Origin of the sequence: Bradyrhizobium diazoefficiens USDA 110, from assembly GCF_000011365.1 — a bacterium.
GTDB lineage: Bacteria > Pseudomonadota > Alphaproteobacteria > Rhizobiales > Xanthobacteraceae > Bradyrhizobium > Bradyrhizobium diazoefficiens.
In genome coordinates this window covers 4,928,887-4,944,664 of sequence record NC_004463.1, presented here as the reverse complement: position 1 = coordinate 4,944,664, position 15,778 = coordinate 4,928,887, and the positions used below count along the sequence as shown (strand labels likewise).

General features: G+C 66.1%; 11 protein-coding genes and 1 tRNA gene. 1 reads left to right on the top strand and 11 read right to left on the bottom strand.

From position 1 onward, the window contains the following. Positions 1–93 precede the first annotated feature (93 nt). From BJA_RS22300 to BJA_RS22275, 6 genes are all read right to left on the bottom strand, one after another. Positions 94–477 carry a RidA family protein gene (locus tag BJA_RS22300; RefSeq protein ID WP_011087239.1) on the bottom strand — a complete coding sequence of 128 codons (384 nt, stop codon included), beginning with the start codon at positions 475–477 and terminating at the stop codon, positions 94–96. Positions 478–494: 17 nt separating this feature from the next. Then, a complete protein-coding gene (locus BJA_RS22295) occupies positions 495–2,825 on the bottom strand; it encodes an acetamidase/formamidase family protein (RefSeq protein ID WP_164930924.1) in 2,331 nt (776 codons plus the stop codon). Between the two features lie 281 nt (positions 2,826–3,106). Next, positions 3,107–4,348 carry an acetamidase/formamidase family protein gene (locus BJA_RS22290; RefSeq protein WP_011087237.1) on the bottom strand — a complete coding sequence of 414 codons (1,242 nt, stop codon included), beginning with the start codon at positions 4,346–4,348 and terminating at the stop codon, positions 3,107–3,109. 43 nt (positions 4,349–4,391) lie between these two features. Further along, positions 4,392–6,014: an amino acid ABC transporter permease/ATP-binding protein gene (locus BJA_RS22285; RefSeq protein WP_011087236.1), complete on the bottom strand. Its 1,623-nt coding sequence runs from the start codon at positions 6,012–6,014 to the stop codon at positions 4,392–4,394. Then, positions 6,014–6,943: an ABC transporter substrate-binding protein gene (locus BJA_RS22280; protein ID WP_011087235.1), complete on the bottom strand. Its 930-nt coding sequence runs from the start codon at positions 6,941–6,943 to the stop codon at positions 6,014–6,016. Before BJA_RS22280 ends, BJA_RS22285 begins: the two co-directional genes overlap by 1 nt. Positions 6,944–7,363: 420 nt before the next feature. Next, the gene (locus tag BJA_RS22275) at positions 7,364–7,627 is read right to left on the bottom strand and encodes a hypothetical protein (protein WP_011087234.1); all 264 of its coding nucleotides are present in this window, start codon (positions 7,625–7,627) and stop codon (positions 7,364–7,366) included. 258 nt (positions 7,628–7,885) lie between these two features. Here BJA_RS22275 and BJA_RS22270 point away from each other — a divergent pair, with 258 nt between their 5' ends. Further along, positions 7,886–8,080, top strand: coding sequence for a hypothetical protein (locus tag BJA_RS22270; RefSeq protein WP_028174084.1), 195 nt, complete (start codon positions 7,886–7,888; stop codon positions 8,078–8,080). Between the two features lie 81 nt (positions 8,081–8,161). Here the strand turns inward: BJA_RS22270 and BJA_RS42380 are convergent, their stop codons facing one another. The 5 genes from BJA_RS42380 to BJA_RS22250 all read right to left on the bottom strand — a co-directional run bounded on the left by BJA_RS42380 (position 8,162) and on the right by BJA_RS22250 (position 15,771). Beyond that, on the bottom strand, positions 8,162–8,308 hold the full coding sequence (locus BJA_RS42380) for a hypothetical protein (RefSeq protein ID WP_165448159.1): 147 nt from the start codon (positions 8,306–8,308) through the stop codon (positions 8,162–8,164). Positions 8,309–8,498: 190 nt separating this feature from the next. Continuing rightward, a tRNA-Cys gene (locus BJA_RS22265) sits at positions 8,499–8,572 on the bottom strand. Between the two features lie 170 nt (positions 8,573–8,742). Then, the gene (locus BJA_RS22260) at positions 8,743–9,477 is read right to left on the bottom strand and encodes a tRNA-uridine aminocarboxypropyltransferase (RefSeq protein ID WP_011087231.1); all 735 of its coding nucleotides are present in this window, start codon (positions 9,475–9,477) and stop codon (positions 8,743–8,745) included. 37 nt (positions 9,478–9,514) lie between these two features. Beyond that, a complete protein-coding gene (locus BJA_RS22255; RefSeq protein ID WP_011087230.1) occupies positions 9,515–12,622 on the bottom strand; it encodes an efflux RND transporter permease subunit in 3,108 nt (1,035 codons plus the stop codon). Continuing rightward, positions 12,622–15,771 carry an efflux RND transporter permease subunit gene (locus BJA_RS22250; protein WP_011087229.1) on the bottom strand — a complete coding sequence of 1,050 codons (3,150 nt, stop codon included), beginning with the start codon at positions 15,769–15,771 and terminating at the stop codon, positions 12,622–12,624. Before BJA_RS22250 ends, BJA_RS22255 begins: the two co-directional genes overlap by 1 nt. Between the last annotated feature and the right edge of the window lie 7 nt (positions 15,772–15,778).

Genomic DNA, 15,778 nt, shown 5'->3' with positions numbered 1-15,778 from the left:
CTATCTCCGCAGAAGCAGAAGTGGTGGGTTACGCCAGCCGACCAGCGCTTCGCGCAGCCGCTCGGCTAACCCACCCTACAAAGCACACATGCCTCACGGCCGCCGGCACACCAGGTCGATCTCGATCAGCGCGTCATAGGCAAGCCCGGTGACGCCGACGCAGGTGCGGGCCGGCAGCCGGTCGGGCGCGAAGTAGGTGCGGTAGGTCTCGTTCATCGCGGCGTAGTCTTCCTTGAAACGCGTGAGGTAGATCCGCGTCATCACGACGTGCTCGAGGCCGAGATCGATGCCGGCCAAAACCACTTTCAGGTTCTCCATCACTGCTCGCGTCTGCGCCACGATGCCGTCGGGCAGCACGCCCGGCGACTGCGGCGTGTCCGGCATCTGGCCGGTGACGAAGACAAAGCCGTCGGTCTCGACGGCGTGGCTGAAGGGCGCGACCGGCTTCGGTCCGCCGCTGATCATGTGGAATTTCACTTGGGATATCCTTGGGGTTAGGAGGCGTTCTCGAACAGGCGCTTGCTGAGGATGGCGTGCACGCCCCAATTGCCATCGACGACTTGCGTGACGCCGAAATCGACGGCGGCCGACATCAGCGCGATCGCCTCGTCCTCGCTGAGGCCCTTCACGTTCATCAGGAAGCGCCGCATCTTGCGGAAGGCATCCTTCATGGCAAGGTCGAGCGAGGACTTGGCGTAGACCTCGCTCTGCCCTTGCGCGCCGAACTCGGCGAGATAGTTGGGATGGCTGAAGCCGGTCAACACCCAGTCGGTCGCGGTCTCGATCAGCGGATAGGAGAGATCGGCGAAAGGCTGGCCAGCAAGGTCGGCCTTCTTGTGCAGGATCACCTCGAAGGTGCCGGTCATCGAGCACTCGATCGCGGTGCCGCTGAGTTCGCCGTCGCCCTGGGCTGCGTGGGGATCGCCGACCGACAGCAGCGCGCCGGGAACGGAGACCGGAAGATAGACGGCCGCCCCCTTCCCCAGCCGCCAATTGTCGAGATTGCCGCCGAAATAGGACGGCGGCACGGAGTCGACGAAATCGACCTCGCGCGGCGCCACCGCGATCACGCCGAAATGCGGCCGCAAGGGAATGCGGATGCCGTCGAGCACGGCGTGGCGGCGCTTGATCGTGGCGGGCATGACGGGAATGCCGGGATAGTCGTAGGTCGCGTGCACCACGCCGAACGGATCGGTCTGGGGCTCCCAGCGGTAGGAATACAGCGCGCGGGCGTGCGGCGCGTCGGTGTCGTCAAATATCTCGTAGATCGTCACGGCTTCGCGCGGCTTCGGACCGCCGAGAAACTCGTTGTAGTGATAGCCCCACCACGCCGCGACCGAGGAGCCGAACACGCGGCCGGCATGGATCGGATTGCGGCTTGCGCGCGGCACGATGTCGAGGATGCGCACTTCCAGAACGTCGCCGGGCTGGGCGTCCTTCACCGCGACGGGCCCGGTGCAGATGTGCACGCCAAACCCCTCGCCGGCGCCGCGGCCGAACACGCTGGCATCCATCGGCCCTGCCCCGCGGCGATCGACGTTCTTTCGATCGCGCGTCCATCCGAACACGCTCTCGGCGCCGGCATCGCCCGCGATCATCATGTCGGGTGCGTCGGAGGCGTGTTGGGTCAGCGTCTCGATGGTGATGGTGTCACCCGAAGCGATCTCGATCTGTGGCGGCAATGAGCGGCTGAAATAGCCCCAATGGACGCGGCTGGCCTCGACCGGGAGATGGTGATGCCTGCGCTCCGTTGTCGTGCGCTCCTCGGCGCCGGCACACGCGACGCTGCTGCGTGCCTCCACGCCCGGATGCACCCGGAGCTGCGCCAGCGCCTCCTGCGGCCAGCCACGCTGACCGGCGACGCCGTGCTGCGAGGTCGCCCGCTCCGCCTCCTGCTGACGAAACTCGCGCGGCGGCAGGCCGAAGCGATGACGGAAGGCGCGGCTGAAATGCGCGGAATCGCCAAAGCCATAGGCGTAGGCGATCTCCGAGATTGAGCGATGCGCCTCCGCCGGATTGGACAGGTCGGCCCAGGCGCGCTGGAGCCGGCGTTCGCGGACATAGTGGGTGAAATTGTCGCCGACCGTCTCGAACAGCTTTTGCAAGTAGCGCTCGGAAATCCCCTCGGCCTCAGCGACGCGCGCGGGCACCAGCTCGGGATCGTCGAGCCGGCGTTCGATGGTCTGGCAGATCCGGTGCAGGAGCGCCGCCTGTGTCGCGCTCGTGCCGGCCTCGGACGTCGAGGCCGCCAGTTGATGCGCGAGCGTCAGGAGGAGATCGACGAGGCTCTGCGCGACCGCATTCCATTCGGCATCGCTCAAGCTGTCGAGCGTGCGCGCGGTCGCATCGAGCAGGCGCGCGAACACATCGGCAAAGCCGCCGGGCGGCACGACGCGGGGCTCGCCGAGCCGCGGCTTGCCCGAGAAGCGCCCGTGCAGCGCTTCGGAGGTCACCGACAGCGCGATCGCGCGCATGTCGCGCTGGAACACGATGCTCCAGTCCCCGCTGCGCGGCAGCAGCACGAGATGTCCGACGGGAACGATGCGGTGGCCGCCGGCGCTCTTCAGCACCATCCCGTCCTCGACCGGCATCAGTGCGATCGGAATATCTTCGCTGGATTGCGAGAGTGGACCGATGGTCTGCGCGCCCCCGGCCATGCGCGTCAGCGCGACGCCCGCAGTATGGCGATGCGATGCGGTTGCATGTCCGTCAAGGAAGGAATGGCCGGTCGCCGGTTGCAGGCCGACGGCAGCCAGCACGTCCCGCCAGGCTTCGGGGCGGTCGTCTTGCGCGTAGGACTCGCTCGTGAACGGCCGGAAGCTCATCGGATCAACCCAGATTGCAGTTGATCGAAGCAACCTCTGTGCCAGACGCACGCGATCCTCCGTCGCAGCGACGGGCCGCAAATGGGGCTCGTTGGTCATCCTCTCATTCCGAAAACAGGCTAACCTTCAACGGGTTAGAGCATGATGCGCTCGTCTTGACGCTCGTCATTCCGGGGCGTGCCCAAGCGCGAACCCGGAATCCATCGGGCGCAGAAGACGGTGGTGAAATGGATTCCGGGTTCGACGCTTTGCCTCGCCCCGGAATGACAAGACGGAGAGATCTAGTCGCACCGGAAGATGTTCTTGCGGATCGTGCCGTGGACGCCCCAATTGGCATCGACCACCTGGGTGACCCCGAAATCGGCGCCGACCGACAGCAGCGAGATCGCCTCGTCCTCGCTGAGGCCGTGCACGGTCATCAGGAACCGGCGCAGCTTGCGGAACGCATCGCGCATCGCACGGTCGAGACTACTGTGATTGGCGATCTCGGTTTGTGCGTCGGCCCCGAGCGCGGCGAGATAGTTCGGATAGGTGAAGCCGTAGAACGACCAGGCCTGCTCGGTCTCGAGCATCGGATGGTCGAGGCCTTCCAGATTGGTGCCGGCCAGATCGGCCTTCTTGTGCAGGATGAATTCGAAATCGCCGGTCAGCGAGGTCTCGATCGCGGTGCCGCCGAGCTCGCTGTCGCCCTGGGCGGCGTGGGGATCGCCGACCGAGAAATAGGCGCCGGGAACCGCGACCGGATAGAACATTCGCGCGCCCTTGCCGATGCGCCAGTCGTCGATGTTGCCGCCGGTGTAGCTCGGCGGGATCGAGCTGACGAAATCGGCTTCCGACGGCGCAAGGCCCATGGTGCCGAAATGCAATCGTGCGGGCACCTTCATGCTCGCGAGGATGTTCTCGCGCTTCTTGATGGTGGCGTGGTCGACGCGGACCCCGGGATAGTCGATGGTCGGATGCACGATGCCATCAGGGTCGGTCTGCGGCGTCCAGACATAGTTGTACACCGCCTTCGCGTAGGGCTCGCCCGAGGTGTCGAGCTCGAAGATGGTGACGACCTCGCGCGGCTTCGGCTCCTCGATCAGGTCGTGGTAGTGAAAGCCCCAGTTCGCTGCGACATTGGAGCCGAAGCAGCGGCCGGCATGGCAGGCGCTGCAGCTCGGCCGCGGCCTGATATCGAGGATGCGCACTTCGAGAATGTCGCCGGGCTCGGCGCCTTCGATCGCCACGGGACCAGTGAGGAGATGCACGCCGATCCCCTCGCCCGCGCCGCGGATGAACGGGCCTTCGACGGGGCCCGAGCCGCGCCGCGCCACCGCCTTGTGCTCGCGCGTCCACTGAAACACGCTCTCGGCGCCGGGATCGCCCTGGATCATGCGCTCGTAATCGTCGTTGGCGTGATGGGTCAGCGTCTCGATGGTGGCGCGGTCGCCCGAGCGCAGCGTCAGGGCCGGAGCGACCGTCTTGGAGAAATAGCCCCAGTGAACGGTTTTCGGCGAAACCGGCAGCGTGAAATGCGTCATGAGGTGGCCTCTTCGGGAGTCTTGAGCCTTGTGGACACTGCGCTCATCGGACCGCCTCCGGTGTCTTGTCGGCTTCCATTACGCTGAGGAAGCGCGCGGTGAGCGGATTGCGGGGGTTGGAGAGCACCTCGTGCGCCGGCCCCTCCTCGATGATCGTGCCGCCGCTCAAGAAGGCGACGCGGTCGGCGACTTCATCGGCGAAGCGTATCTGGTGCGTCGAGATGATCATGGTGAGGCCGTCGTCGATGGCGAGGCGCCGGATCACCTCCAGCACCTCGTTGACGAGCTCGGGATCGAGCGCGGAGGTCGGCTCGTCCAGCAGCAGCACGCTGGGGTTCGGCGCAAGCGCCCGCGCAATGGCGACGCGCTGCTGCTGGCCGCCGGAGAGATGCCGCGGCAGCGCATCGGCGCGGTGCGACAGCCCGACCCGGTCGAGCAGCTCGGTGGTGCGGCGCTCGGCATCGATCCGGGGCATGCCGTGGACCCAGCGCAACGGGCCGGCGATGTTCTCCTTTGCCGACAAATGGGCAAACAGATTGAACTGCTGGAACACCATGCCGACGCCGACGGTCGCCCGCTCGTTGGCGATCGCCCGCGGCGACAGCAGCTTGCCGTCGTCGTCAAAACCGAGACGCCGGCCGCCGACGCGCACGGTGCCGGCGTCCCAGTTTTCGAGATGATTGATGCAGCGGAGCAGCGTGCTCTTGCCGGAGCCGCTGGGGCCGAGCAGCGCGACCACCTCGCCGACGCGGACCGTGAGGTCGAGACCTCTAAGCACCTTTTGCGGGCCATAGCTCTTGGTGAGGTCCTTGGCCTCGACCGCGATGTTGTTGCGCGCGATCGTCGCGGCGCGGCGGGTGCGCTCCTCGCGGGTCAGCGCCAGCGGCGCGGTGTCCGCGAGCTCTGCTTGTGCGGGCTCCGGATCATCAACGGTGACGGCTGCAAGTTCGAGGTTGGTGCCGAGATCGACGCGGCGCCACGGCAGGTAATCAGCAAGCTTGCGCTCGCGGCCCTTGGCACGGTCGAGATCGAGCAGCCATTCGACGAATAGCTGGATGACGCTGATGGTGGCGGTCAGCACGAGATACAGAAGGCCCGAGGCGAAGAAGATCGAGAAGAAGTCGAAGGTCGAGGACGCCAGCTGGGTCGAGCGCAGCGTCAGCTCTTGGACCGCGACGACGGAGGCGAGCGAGGAATTTTTCAGCGCGCTCACCGCCTCGTTGCCGAAGGCCGGGATCATGGTGCGGATCGCCTGCGGCGCGATCACCCGCCACATCAGGATCCGCGGCGTCATGCCGAGCGCCTGGCCGGCGGTCACCTGCCCGCGGTCGACGCCGAGCACGCCGGCCCGCAGCATCTCGGCGATGAACGGCGCCTCGTTGCAGGCGAGCGCGAGGCCGGCAGCCAGCACCGCCGGCAGCTTGATGCCGATATGCGGCAGCGCGTCGTAGGCGAACACCATCTGGAGGATCAGCGGCGTGCCGCGGAAGATCACGGTGTAGGCCCTGGCGATCGCCGCCAGCAGCCAGAAGCGGGAGAGCTGCATGCCGGCGAGGATCAATCCGAGGATCAATCCGCCGCCGAGCCCGAGGGCGGTCACCTCGAGGGTGAGCTCGATGCCCTCGAGCAGATACGGCATGCTCAGGTAATGGAGGAACAGCGACATCAGTCAGCCGTCAGGATGTCCGGCTCCTTGAAGTTGTTCACGTCGAGCCCATGCTTCTTGAGAAGCTCCATATGCGTGCCGGCCTTCTGCACCTCGATCAGCGCGGCGAGCACGGCGTCGCGGAATTTCGGCTTGTCCTTCGGGACGGCAATGCCGACCGAATACGGGATCGTCACCGCGATCGCCTTCTCCAGCTTGTCCGGATAGGCCTTCACCGCGCTGTCGACGGTGTTGACGTCGTTGACATAGGTGTCGGCGCGGCCGGCGAGGATCGCCTGGATGCAGTTGGCGTTGTTGTCGTAGAGCTGGATGGTCGGCTCCGCCTTCCCGGCCTTCTTGCATTCCGGGATCAGCGCCTGGATCAGGGGCACCTCGACATAGCCGGTGTTTTCCGCGGCGGCCGCACCGCACATCGACATGTTGATGCCGTTGATGCCCTTCGGATTGCCCTTGGCGACCAGCACGCCATCGAACACCTTCGAGTAGGTGATGAAGTCGGCGGCCTTGGCGCGCTCCTTGGTGGCGTAGATGTCGGAGATCACGATGTCGGCCTGTCCGGCGGCGAGTGTGGTCAGGAGCGCCGCGAACACCACGGGCTTGTAGGTCAGCTTGAAGCCGAGGCATTCGCCGATGGCCTCGCCAAGATCGATGTCGAAGCCGATATATTTGCTGGGATCCTTCGGGTCGATCGTCTCATAGCCCGGCGTGTGGGGGTTGATGGCGTTGACGAGCGTCTTGCCCTTCCAGTCCGGATATTTCCCTTGGAGCGCGGCGCAGGCGGCGGGCGCTGCGGCCTGCGCGCTGAGCGGTGCGGCGAGAACGCCGAGAGCGATGGCGGCGCCGAGCGCGGCCTTGTGCCACGGCAACGATGAGCGTGCGATCCCCCGCCGCACGTTCCTCCGTACTTGGGGCAATACCCGTCTCTCCATATCCAGCTCCTTCGAATTGTCATGGCACTGGCCATGTTCCAGATCTCGGGAGCGAGCCTAGGTGGAGTGCGCCGGGGAAAGCTTGTCCGCGGGCGTACAAAAAATTGGATGGAGGGGGCCCGCAATTTGGGCAAGCCGCTGCACAAAAACTGTTCGCAGGCTTTGCGCGCGGTGAACCGATATTCCGAATTCGGCGGAACCAAATGATCTCGTATCACGCAGGGGTCTGCACGATCAGGGAACCATTCGATTGGGTCATTTGACAGAGATGTGACGCGTTACGGACGTATCTGCGTGCGATATCCGAAGCAGATCACCGCCCCTCCACAGCCTGTCCGCAGCATATCCACAGGGTGACTATGCCGGATTCGCGAGGCCGCACGAGCCACTTGCTGCGCACAAACTCACAGACCCGCTATGTCAGCCGCCGGCCTGATCGAACACGGAACGGCAAGCCTCGCTCAAGCTTGACCGGTTACGGCGCAGGCAGGCCGTGATGGCGCGGACATTGGGAATCTCGCCGGCGCAGAGCCGGTAGACGTCGGGGGTGCAGGCCCGGCGCTGCTCCGCCGTTCCCTGCTGCGCGTGAGCCGCGGAGGCAAACAGCGTCAGGAACAGTCCGACCGTGGAGGCGTGTCGCGCCCGGCTCTTCACACCCGCAAACCGCAAGAACCTTGCCTTCATGACGAAGTCTCCTGTCTGCCCTGCCCGCCCCGGCCAGCCGTTGGCCGATGTGTGCAGGGGTAGGAGAAATAAATCGTGGAGAATGTGATCCCTTTCACACGGGCAGCCAGCCCGGGACGCCTAAGTTCCCGCGAGGATTTTCAGGAATCGCTAACCATACGAGACCTGATCGCCGGATCGTTAAAATGCGAACGATCGGCTCAATCGGGCAACAAACCGGCTTTGCGACATTGCGCCATCCGCGTTCCGGAGGGTGCGATGAGCGAAGCCGAATTCAACTTGCTGCTGGATGCCGTCCGCGACGCCATCGTCCATGACGATTTTGCGCCCGCGCCGGAGGAGGAATTCGTGCCCCGCTCGTGGAGCTTCGACGCAACGCCCAAAGCCGCCAATGACAATGAGGGCGCCTGGCCCATGCTGCCGTTTCCCGACGGCTGGTACGCGGCCTGCTGAGGCCACCTTCACCGTGAACGAATGCGCCCGCCTGCTGGGCGGTTTGGCATCGCCATGCGCCGGAACCCGGCGCGGCCACGATCAATTCTTGACGCGCTCCTCGCCGTCCTGCGGCACCCGGTCGGGTGCGGCCGGCGGAAAGATGCTGTCATAGATCGCACGGGCCTCGCGAATGAGACGGGCCCGCTCCAGCTCGGATTTCGGGACAAATCGAACGACGTCGCTCACGTGCTCTCCAGCTTTCAGGGTTCGTGACGCATCACTTCGCAGATGCGAAGTCTATGCCATCGGGCCTGAATCGCTGGTTTCCGCCAAGCCCCAGGCAAACCCGGTGGCCGCCCCCTGGAAAGTCGCGCATGCGCGATCGGTGGAACTCGCGCCGACATCGAATTTGTGCTGAGAGATCAGAAGCTTGTGATGGAGGCCACGTCGGGACTCGAACCCGAGTAAACGGTTTTGCAGACCGGCGCGTAACCACTCCGCCACGTGGCCCCAACGAGGCCGGAGCAATATAGGGGATCAAGGGTTTAGGCAACCCCGCGCGGCGAGAGCTTCGGTTGGCTCGCGCCGCCGAGATATCGGCCGAGAATCTCGTCGGTCGGTCCCGCGGCGACGATCCGCCCCCGCCTCCAGCAGGATCGCGCGGATGATGTAGGCCGAAGTCAGGCTCGCTTGCCCCGCCGAACACCGCGCCGGCGGTCCTTGACCTCCGGCTTCGGCGCCAGTTCAGGCATCTCCGCCTGCACCTCGCGATAGCGCGTCAGCATCCGCTCGAAGCTCGCATGCAGCGTCTCGGCGATGTCGGGGCGCCGCTCTAGGCCTGCCAGGATCGCAGCAGCCGCTTCGATGGTCGACAGCCCGTCCTTGCGCGGCTCCTTGCGCAGGCGCCCGTAGCGCGAGGGGCGCGACGGGTTGAGGATCACGCGCTGGCATTTGAGCATCCACGGATTGCGCCACCACAGCGCCTTGGCCTGGCTCCAGGTGCCGTCGAGCAGCACGACGCCTTCGAGCTTGCCGAGGATCGCGCGCTGGTTGTCCGCGACCTCGCCCTTGCGGTTGAGCGCGACGATCTCGGCCTCGGCTTCGAGATCGGCCGCGCGGGCCGAGCCAAGATAGAGCACGGCCCAGTGGGAGGCATTCTCGACCGGCTGCCCGAGCGCCTTGGACAGGCTCGGCCAGGACAGGCCGACGCGCACCACGGCATTGGGGAAATGCTTCGCGGTCAACCGCGCGGTACCGAGCGCCCTGTCCTGCTCCTGCGGATGCTGGAGGATCAGGAGGCCGAGGCGATTTTCGATGGGCGCGACACTGTCGCAGATGCACAGCGGCATCGGCTTCTGGCAGTGCGGACATTCGGGGATCGGGTCGGCCGGCGCGGCGGCAGTAGGGTTCGACATGGCCGCCGCTATACGCTTTGCACGGCGGTTCAACAACCTATTCCGCCGGTGCGGGCAGCGGACGCGGCCCTGTTCGCCGCCGCAGGCGGTCGATCAGCAGGTAGATCACGGGCGTGGTGTAGAGCGTCAGGATCTGCGAGACGAACAGGCCGCCGATGATGGTGATGCCGAGCGGACGGCGGAGCTCGGTGCCGGGCCCGGTCGCAACGACCAGCGGAATGCCGGCGAACAGCGCCGCCATCGTCGTCATCAGGATGGGACGGAATCGGGCCTGGCAGGCCTCGAAGATCGCCTCCGCCGAGGACAGGCCGCGCTGGCGCTCGGCATCGAGCGCGAAGTCAACCATCATGATGCCGTTCTTCTTGACGATGCCGATCAAGAGGATGATGCCGACGAAGGCGATCACCGTCAGCGGCGTGTTGGTGATCTGCAGGGCCAGCAGCGCGCCGAGGCCGGCCGAAGGCAGCGTCGAGATGATCGTGAGCGGATGGGCGAGGCTCTCATAGAGCACCCCTAACACGATATACATCGCCACCAGCGCGCCGAGGATCAGCAGCGGCTGGCGGCCGCTGGTCCTGGCGAAATCGCCGGCGTTGCCGTCAAAACTGCCGCGGATACCTTCCGGCATATGCAGCTCCTCGACCGCCCGCTGGATGTTCTGCGTCGCAGCCTGGAGCGGCACGTCCGGCAGCAGGTTGAACGACACCGTGGTCGAAGGGAACGACTGCGAATGATAGACCGCGAGCGCGGCAAGGCCGCGCGTCGCGCGCACCACGGCCGACAGCGGCACCTGCACGTCGCCGGCGCCGGCGACATAGATGCGATCGAGGTTGGAAGGATCGACCTGGAATTTCGGGTCGATCTCCAGCACGGTCATGTACTGGTTGCGCTGGGTGTAGATGATCGAGATCTGCCGCTGCGAGAACGCGTTGTTCAGCGCGTTGTCGATGTCCTGAACCTTGACGCCGAGCGCCGAGGCCTTCTGGCGGTCGATGCTAAGCGTCAGCTGAAGCCCGCCGGGATCGCGATCGCTGGAAATGTCGGTGATGCCCTCGACGCTCTCCATGCGCTTGGCGACGATCGGCGCCCATTTCTGCAACAGGTCGAGATCGGTCGAGGAGAGCGTGTACTGGTAGTCGGAATCGCTCTGTCGTCCGCCGGCGCGCACGTCCTGGGCGGCGAACATGAAGAGGCGGATGCCGGGCACCGGGAACAGCGCGCGCCTGAGACGGTCGATCACGACCTGTGTCGAGACGTGGTCGCGCTCCTCCGGCGGCTTCAGGCTGATGAACATGGTGCCGCGGTTCGAGGTCGCCGCCCCCGGGCCCCCGCCTCCGCTGCCGACGGTCGAGCCGATGCCGGCCACGGCCGGATCCTGCATCACGATGTCGGCGAGCCGCTGCTGGAGGGCGAGCATCGACTGGAACGAGATGTCGGCCGAGGCCCGCGTCGCGCCGATGACGAAGCCGGAATCGTCGGTCGGGAAATAACCCTTAGGCACCTTGATGTAGAGCGTCACCGTGAGACCGATGGTGGCGAAGAACACCAGCAGCGTCAGCAGCGGGAATTCCAGCACGGTGCGCAGGGTGCGGGTGTAGAAGGCGACGATGCGCGACAGCGAGCCCTCGATCAGGCGATCGAACAGCGTCGCCGTGCCGGAGGTGGTCTGCCGGATGTAATGGGCGCAGATCATCGGCGTCACGGTCAGCGACACCAGCGTCGAGACCAGGATCGCGAAGGTGAGCGTCAGCGAGAATTCGCGCAGCAGGCGGCCGACGATGCCGTCCATGAAGATCAGCGGCGTGAAGGCGGCGATCAGCGACAGGCTGATCGACACCACGGTGAAGCCGATCTGCTTGGCCCCCTCCAGCGCCGCCTGGAACGGCCGCATGCCGTGCTCGAGATTGCGGAACATGTTCTCGATCATGACGATGGCGTCGTCGACCACGAAGCCGACGGAGATCGCGAGCGCCATCAGCGACAGATTGTCGATCGAGAAGCCCGCGACCCACATCCCGGCGCAGGTGCCGGCCAGCGCCAGCGGCACCGAGATTCCGGCCGCGATCGTCGGCGTCATGCGCCGCAGGAACACGAACACGACGAGCATCACGAGGATGGCGGTTGCCAGCAGCGTCCACTGCATGTCCAGGACGCTGGCGCGGATCGTGCTGGTGCGGTCGACCAGAGTGGAAATGTCCACGCCGGCCGGAATCCATTGCTTCAGCTCGGGGATCAGCGCCTTCACGCGGTCGACGGTGTCGATGACGTTGGCATCGCCCTGCTTGGTGATCTGGATCAGCACCGCCGGCTGCTTGTTGAACCAGGCGATCGAGCGGGCGTTGCGGACGGAGTCCTCGATTTCGGCGACGTCGGAAAGCCGGACGAAATTGCCGTTGGAGCTCTTGATGACGATGTCGCGGAACTCTTTCGCGGTGCGCATCTGCTTGTTCAGCGACAGCGTCTCGCTCTGGCGCTCGCCGTTGAAGATGCCGACGGGACCAAGCGGATTGGCGTTGACGATTGCGATCCGCACGTCGTCGGTGGCGATGCCGGCGTTCGACAGCGCGACGGGGTTCAGCTGCACCCGCACGGCCGGCTGGTCGGCGCCGCTGACCGTGACGTCGCCGACACCCGGCACCTGCGAGATGCGCTGCGCCAGCACCGTATCGGCAACGTCGTAGATCGCGCTCGCCGACAGTGTCTTCGAGGTCAGTGCCAGCACGAAGACGGGCGCGCCGGCCGTGTTCGCTTTCCGGAAGCGCGGCAGGGTCGGCAGATCGCTCGGCAGGTCCACCAACGAGGCGTTGATCGCGGCCTGCACGTCGCGCGCGGCCTTGTCGATGTTGCGGCCGATGTCGAACTGGAGCTGGATGTTGGTGACGCCGAGCGACGACGTCGAGGTGATCTGGTTGATGCCCGATATCTCACCTAACCGCCGTTCCAGCGGCGAGGCCACAGTCGCCGCCATCACGGAAGGGTCGGCGCCGGGCCGGCTGGCCGAGACGAAGATGGCGGGGAAGTCGACGTTCGGGACCGAGGCGACGGGCAGGAACTCGTAGGCGACGACACCCAGCAGGAACAACCCGATCGACAGCAGCGTGGTCGCGACCGGGCGGCGGATGAAGGGCTCCGAGATCGATGCCATCACTGCATCCCCTCGGTCGCGCCCGCGACCGGCGGGCCGCCGGATTCGGCCGGCGGCAGCGCCTGCTCGAGGCGGCGGTTGATGCGGTCGAGCGCCAGGTAGATCACGGGCGTGGTGTACAGCGTCAGGAGCTGGCTCAGCAGCAGGCCGCCGATGATGGAGATGCCGAGCGGAAAGCGCAGCTCGGCGCCGGTGCCGCTCTCGATCGCCAGCGGCAGCGCGCCGAACAGCGCGGCCAGCGTCGTCATCATGATCGGGCGGAAACGCAAGAGACACGCCTGCACGATCGCCTCGTTGGGCGACATCCCCTGCCCGCGCTCGGCCTCGAGCGCGAAGTCGATCATCATGATCGCGTTCTTCTTGACGATGCCCATCAACAGGATGATGCCGATCAGGCCGATCACCGAGAGATCCTGTCCGCACAGGACCAGCGCCAGGATCGCGCCGACGCCGGCCGAGGGCAGCGTCGACAGGATGGTGATCGGGTGGATGTAGCTCTCGTAGAGCACGCCGAGCACGATGTAGATCGTGATGACGGCGGCGAGCAGCAGCCAGGGCTGGCCGGCGAGCGCCTTGGCGAATTCGGCGGCATCGCCGGCATAGACCCCGACGATGCTGTTGGGCATTTCGATGCGGGTCTCGATCGTCTTCACCGCTTCGACGGCATCGCCGAGGGCTGCGCCCGGCGCGAGGTTGAAGCTGAGCGAGATCGCCGGGAATTGCGCCTGGTGCGAGATCGCCAGCGGCGCCGTAGTGCGCTTCAGCGTCGCCACCGCCGACAGCGGCACCTGGGCGTTGGGCGCGCCGACGATGGCGCTCGCGGCGCCCGGCAGATAGAGCTTCGACAGGATCGAGGGATCGCGCTGGTACATCGGCAGCGCCTCCAGCACGACGCGGTACTGGTTGGCCTGGCCGTAGATGGTCGAGATCTGCCGCTGGGCGAAGGCATCGTTCAGCGTGTCGGTGATGCCTTGCAGGCTCACGCCGAGCTGGCCCGCCCGCGTTCGATCCACATCGAGCTGCGCCCGCAGGCCGCCCTCCTGCGCCTCCGAGGAGACGTCGCGGAACAAGGGATCGCGCCGCATCTCCGCAACCAGCTTGCGCGCCCATTCCGACACCAGCGCCGCATCGGTGCCGGTCAGCGTGTACTGGTATTGCGAGCGGCTCGACTGGGTCGAGATCTGCACGTCCTGCACCGGCTGGAAATAGACGGTCATGCCGGGGATGCCCGACACCCTCTGCTTCAGCCGGGTCACGACCACGCTGACGTCGTCACGCCGCTCGCCGCGCGGTTTCAAGGTCATGACGAGACGGCCGACATTGGTGGTCGGATTGACCGAGCCGGCGCCGATCACCGAGACGACGCCGACCACGTCGGGGTCTGCCTTGATGGCGTCGGCGGCCTCGGCCTGCCGCCTCTGCATCTCCGCGAACGAGACGTCGGGTCCGGCCTCCGTCACCGCCGTGATCGAGGCGGTGTCCTGAAGCGGCAGGAAGCCCTTTGGCGCCACGACGTAGAGGACGAGGGTTGCGATCAGCGTGGCGAAGGTCACGACCAGCGTGGCGCGCTGGCGCTCCAGAACCCAGAGCAGCGTGCGGTGATAGAACTCGACGGTGCGGTCGATGAAGCGGCTGATCGCAGCGAGGCCCGGCACCGCCACTTCCTCATGGGCGTGCCTCAGCAGCCGCGAGCACATCATCGGCGTCAACGTCAGCGAGACCACGGCCGAGGTCACGACCGCGATCGTCAGCGTCAGCGCGAATTCGCGGAACATGCGCCCGACGAGGCCCGACATGAACAGAAGCGGGATGAACACCGCGATCAGCGACACCGTCAGCGAGATCACCGTGAAGCCGATTTCGCTCGCGCCTTTCAGCGAAGCCTCCATCGGCCCGTCGCCATTCTCCATGTGGCGGACGATGTTCTCGATCATCACGATGGCGTCGTCGACCACGAAGCCGGTGCCGATCGTAAGCGCCATCAGCGACAGATTGTCGAGGCTGAAGCCGGCAAAATACATGATGCCGAAGCTCGCGATCAGCGACAGCGGCAGCGCCACGCCCGCGATCAGCGTGGCCCTGAGCGAGCGCAGGAACAGCAGCACCACCAGCGTCACCAGCACGACGCTGAGGATCAGCGTGAACTGCACGTCGCGCACCGAGGCGCGGATGGTGACGGTGCGGTCGGAGACGATGGTGAGGTTCACGCCGGCCGGGATCGCGCGCTGGACCTTCGGGATTTCGGCCCGGATCTGGCTGACGACGTCGATGACGTTGGCGCCGGGCTGGCGCTGGATATCGATGATGACGGCCGGCGTGCCCTGGTACCAGCCGCCGGTGCGGTCGTTCTCCAGGCCATCGACGATCTGCGCGACGTCGGCGATCGTGACCGGCGAGCCGTTGCGATAGGCGATGATGACAGGCTTGTAGGCCTCGGCGGCGGCGATCTGGTCGTTGGCGGCGATGATGTAGGATTGCTGCGCGCCGTCGAGCGAGCCCTTCGGGCCCGAGACGTTGGCATTGGCGATCGCGGTGCGCAGATCCTCCATGGCGATGCCATAGGCCGCCAGCCGCGCCAGATCCGCCTGGATGCGCACGGCCGGCTTTAGCCCGCCGAGCACGGAAACGCGCCCGACGCCGGAAATCTGGCTCAGCCGTTGCGCCAGAAGCGTATCGGCGATGTCGCTCATCGCCCGCAGCGAGATCGTGTCCGAACGCAGCGCCAGCGTCATGACTGGCGCATCCGCCGGGTTCACCTTGGCGTAGGTCGGCGGATAAGGCAGCGTCTTGGGCAGCACGCCGGCCGCCGCGTTGATCGCGGCCTGCACGTCCTGGGTCGCGCCGTCGATGTCGCGGTTGAGGTCGAACTGGAGCGATATCTGGCTGACGCCGAACGAGCTCGTCGAGTTCATTGCCGACAGCGACGGGATCTGGCCGAGCTGCCGCTCCAGCGGCGCGGTAATCAGCGAGGCGATCACGTCGGGGCTGGCACCCGGCAGCTGCGTCGTCACCTGCACGGTCGGGAAGTCGACCTGCGGCAGCGCCGAGACCGGGAGCGAGAAATAGCCCAGCAGCCCGCCGATCAGGAGCGCGATGCCGAGCAGCGAGGTCGCGATGGGACGGCGGATGAAGGGTTCGGAGACACCCATGGGATGC

What these genes read in the sequence shown, in the direction of transcription:
- BJA_RS22295 (WP_164930924.1), bottom strand. Translation starts at nt 2,825, where the DNA reads ATGAGCTTCCGGCCGTTCACGAGCGAGTCCTACGCGCAAGACGACCGC.
- BJA_RS22290 (WP_011087237.1), bottom strand. Translation starts at nt 4,348, where the DNA reads ATGACGCATTTCACGCTGCCGGTTTCGCCGAAAACCGTTCACTGGGGC.
- BJA_RS22285 (WP_011087236.1), bottom strand. Translation starts at nt 6,014, where the DNA reads ATGTCGCTGTTCCTCCATTACCTGAGCATGCCGTATCTGCTCGAGGGC.
- BJA_RS22280 (WP_011087235.1), bottom strand. Translation starts at nt 6,943, where the DNA reads ATGGAGAGACGGGTATTGCCCCAAGTACGGAGGAACGTGCGGCGGGGG.
- BJA_RS22275 (WP_011087234.1), bottom strand. Translation starts at nt 7,627, where the DNA reads ATGAAGGCAAGGTTCTTGCGGTTTGCGGGTGTGAAGAGCCGGGCGCGA.
- BJA_RS22270 (WP_028174084.1), top strand. Translation starts at nt 7,886, where the DNA reads ATGAGCGAAGCCGAATTCAACTTGCTGCTGGATGCCGTCCGCGACGCC.
- BJA_RS22260 (WP_011087231.1), bottom strand. Translation starts at nt 9,477, where the DNA reads ATGTCGAACCCTACTGCCGCCGCGCCGGCCGACCCGATCCCCGAATGT.
- BJA_RS22255 (WP_011087230.1), bottom strand. Translation starts at nt 12,622, where the DNA reads ATGGCATCGATCTCGGAGCCCTTCATCCGCCGCCCGGTCGCGACCACG.
- BJA_RS22250 (WP_011087229.1), bottom strand. Translation starts at nt 15,771, where the DNA reads ATGGGTGTCTCCGAACCCTTCATCCGCCGTCCCATCGCGACCTCGCTG.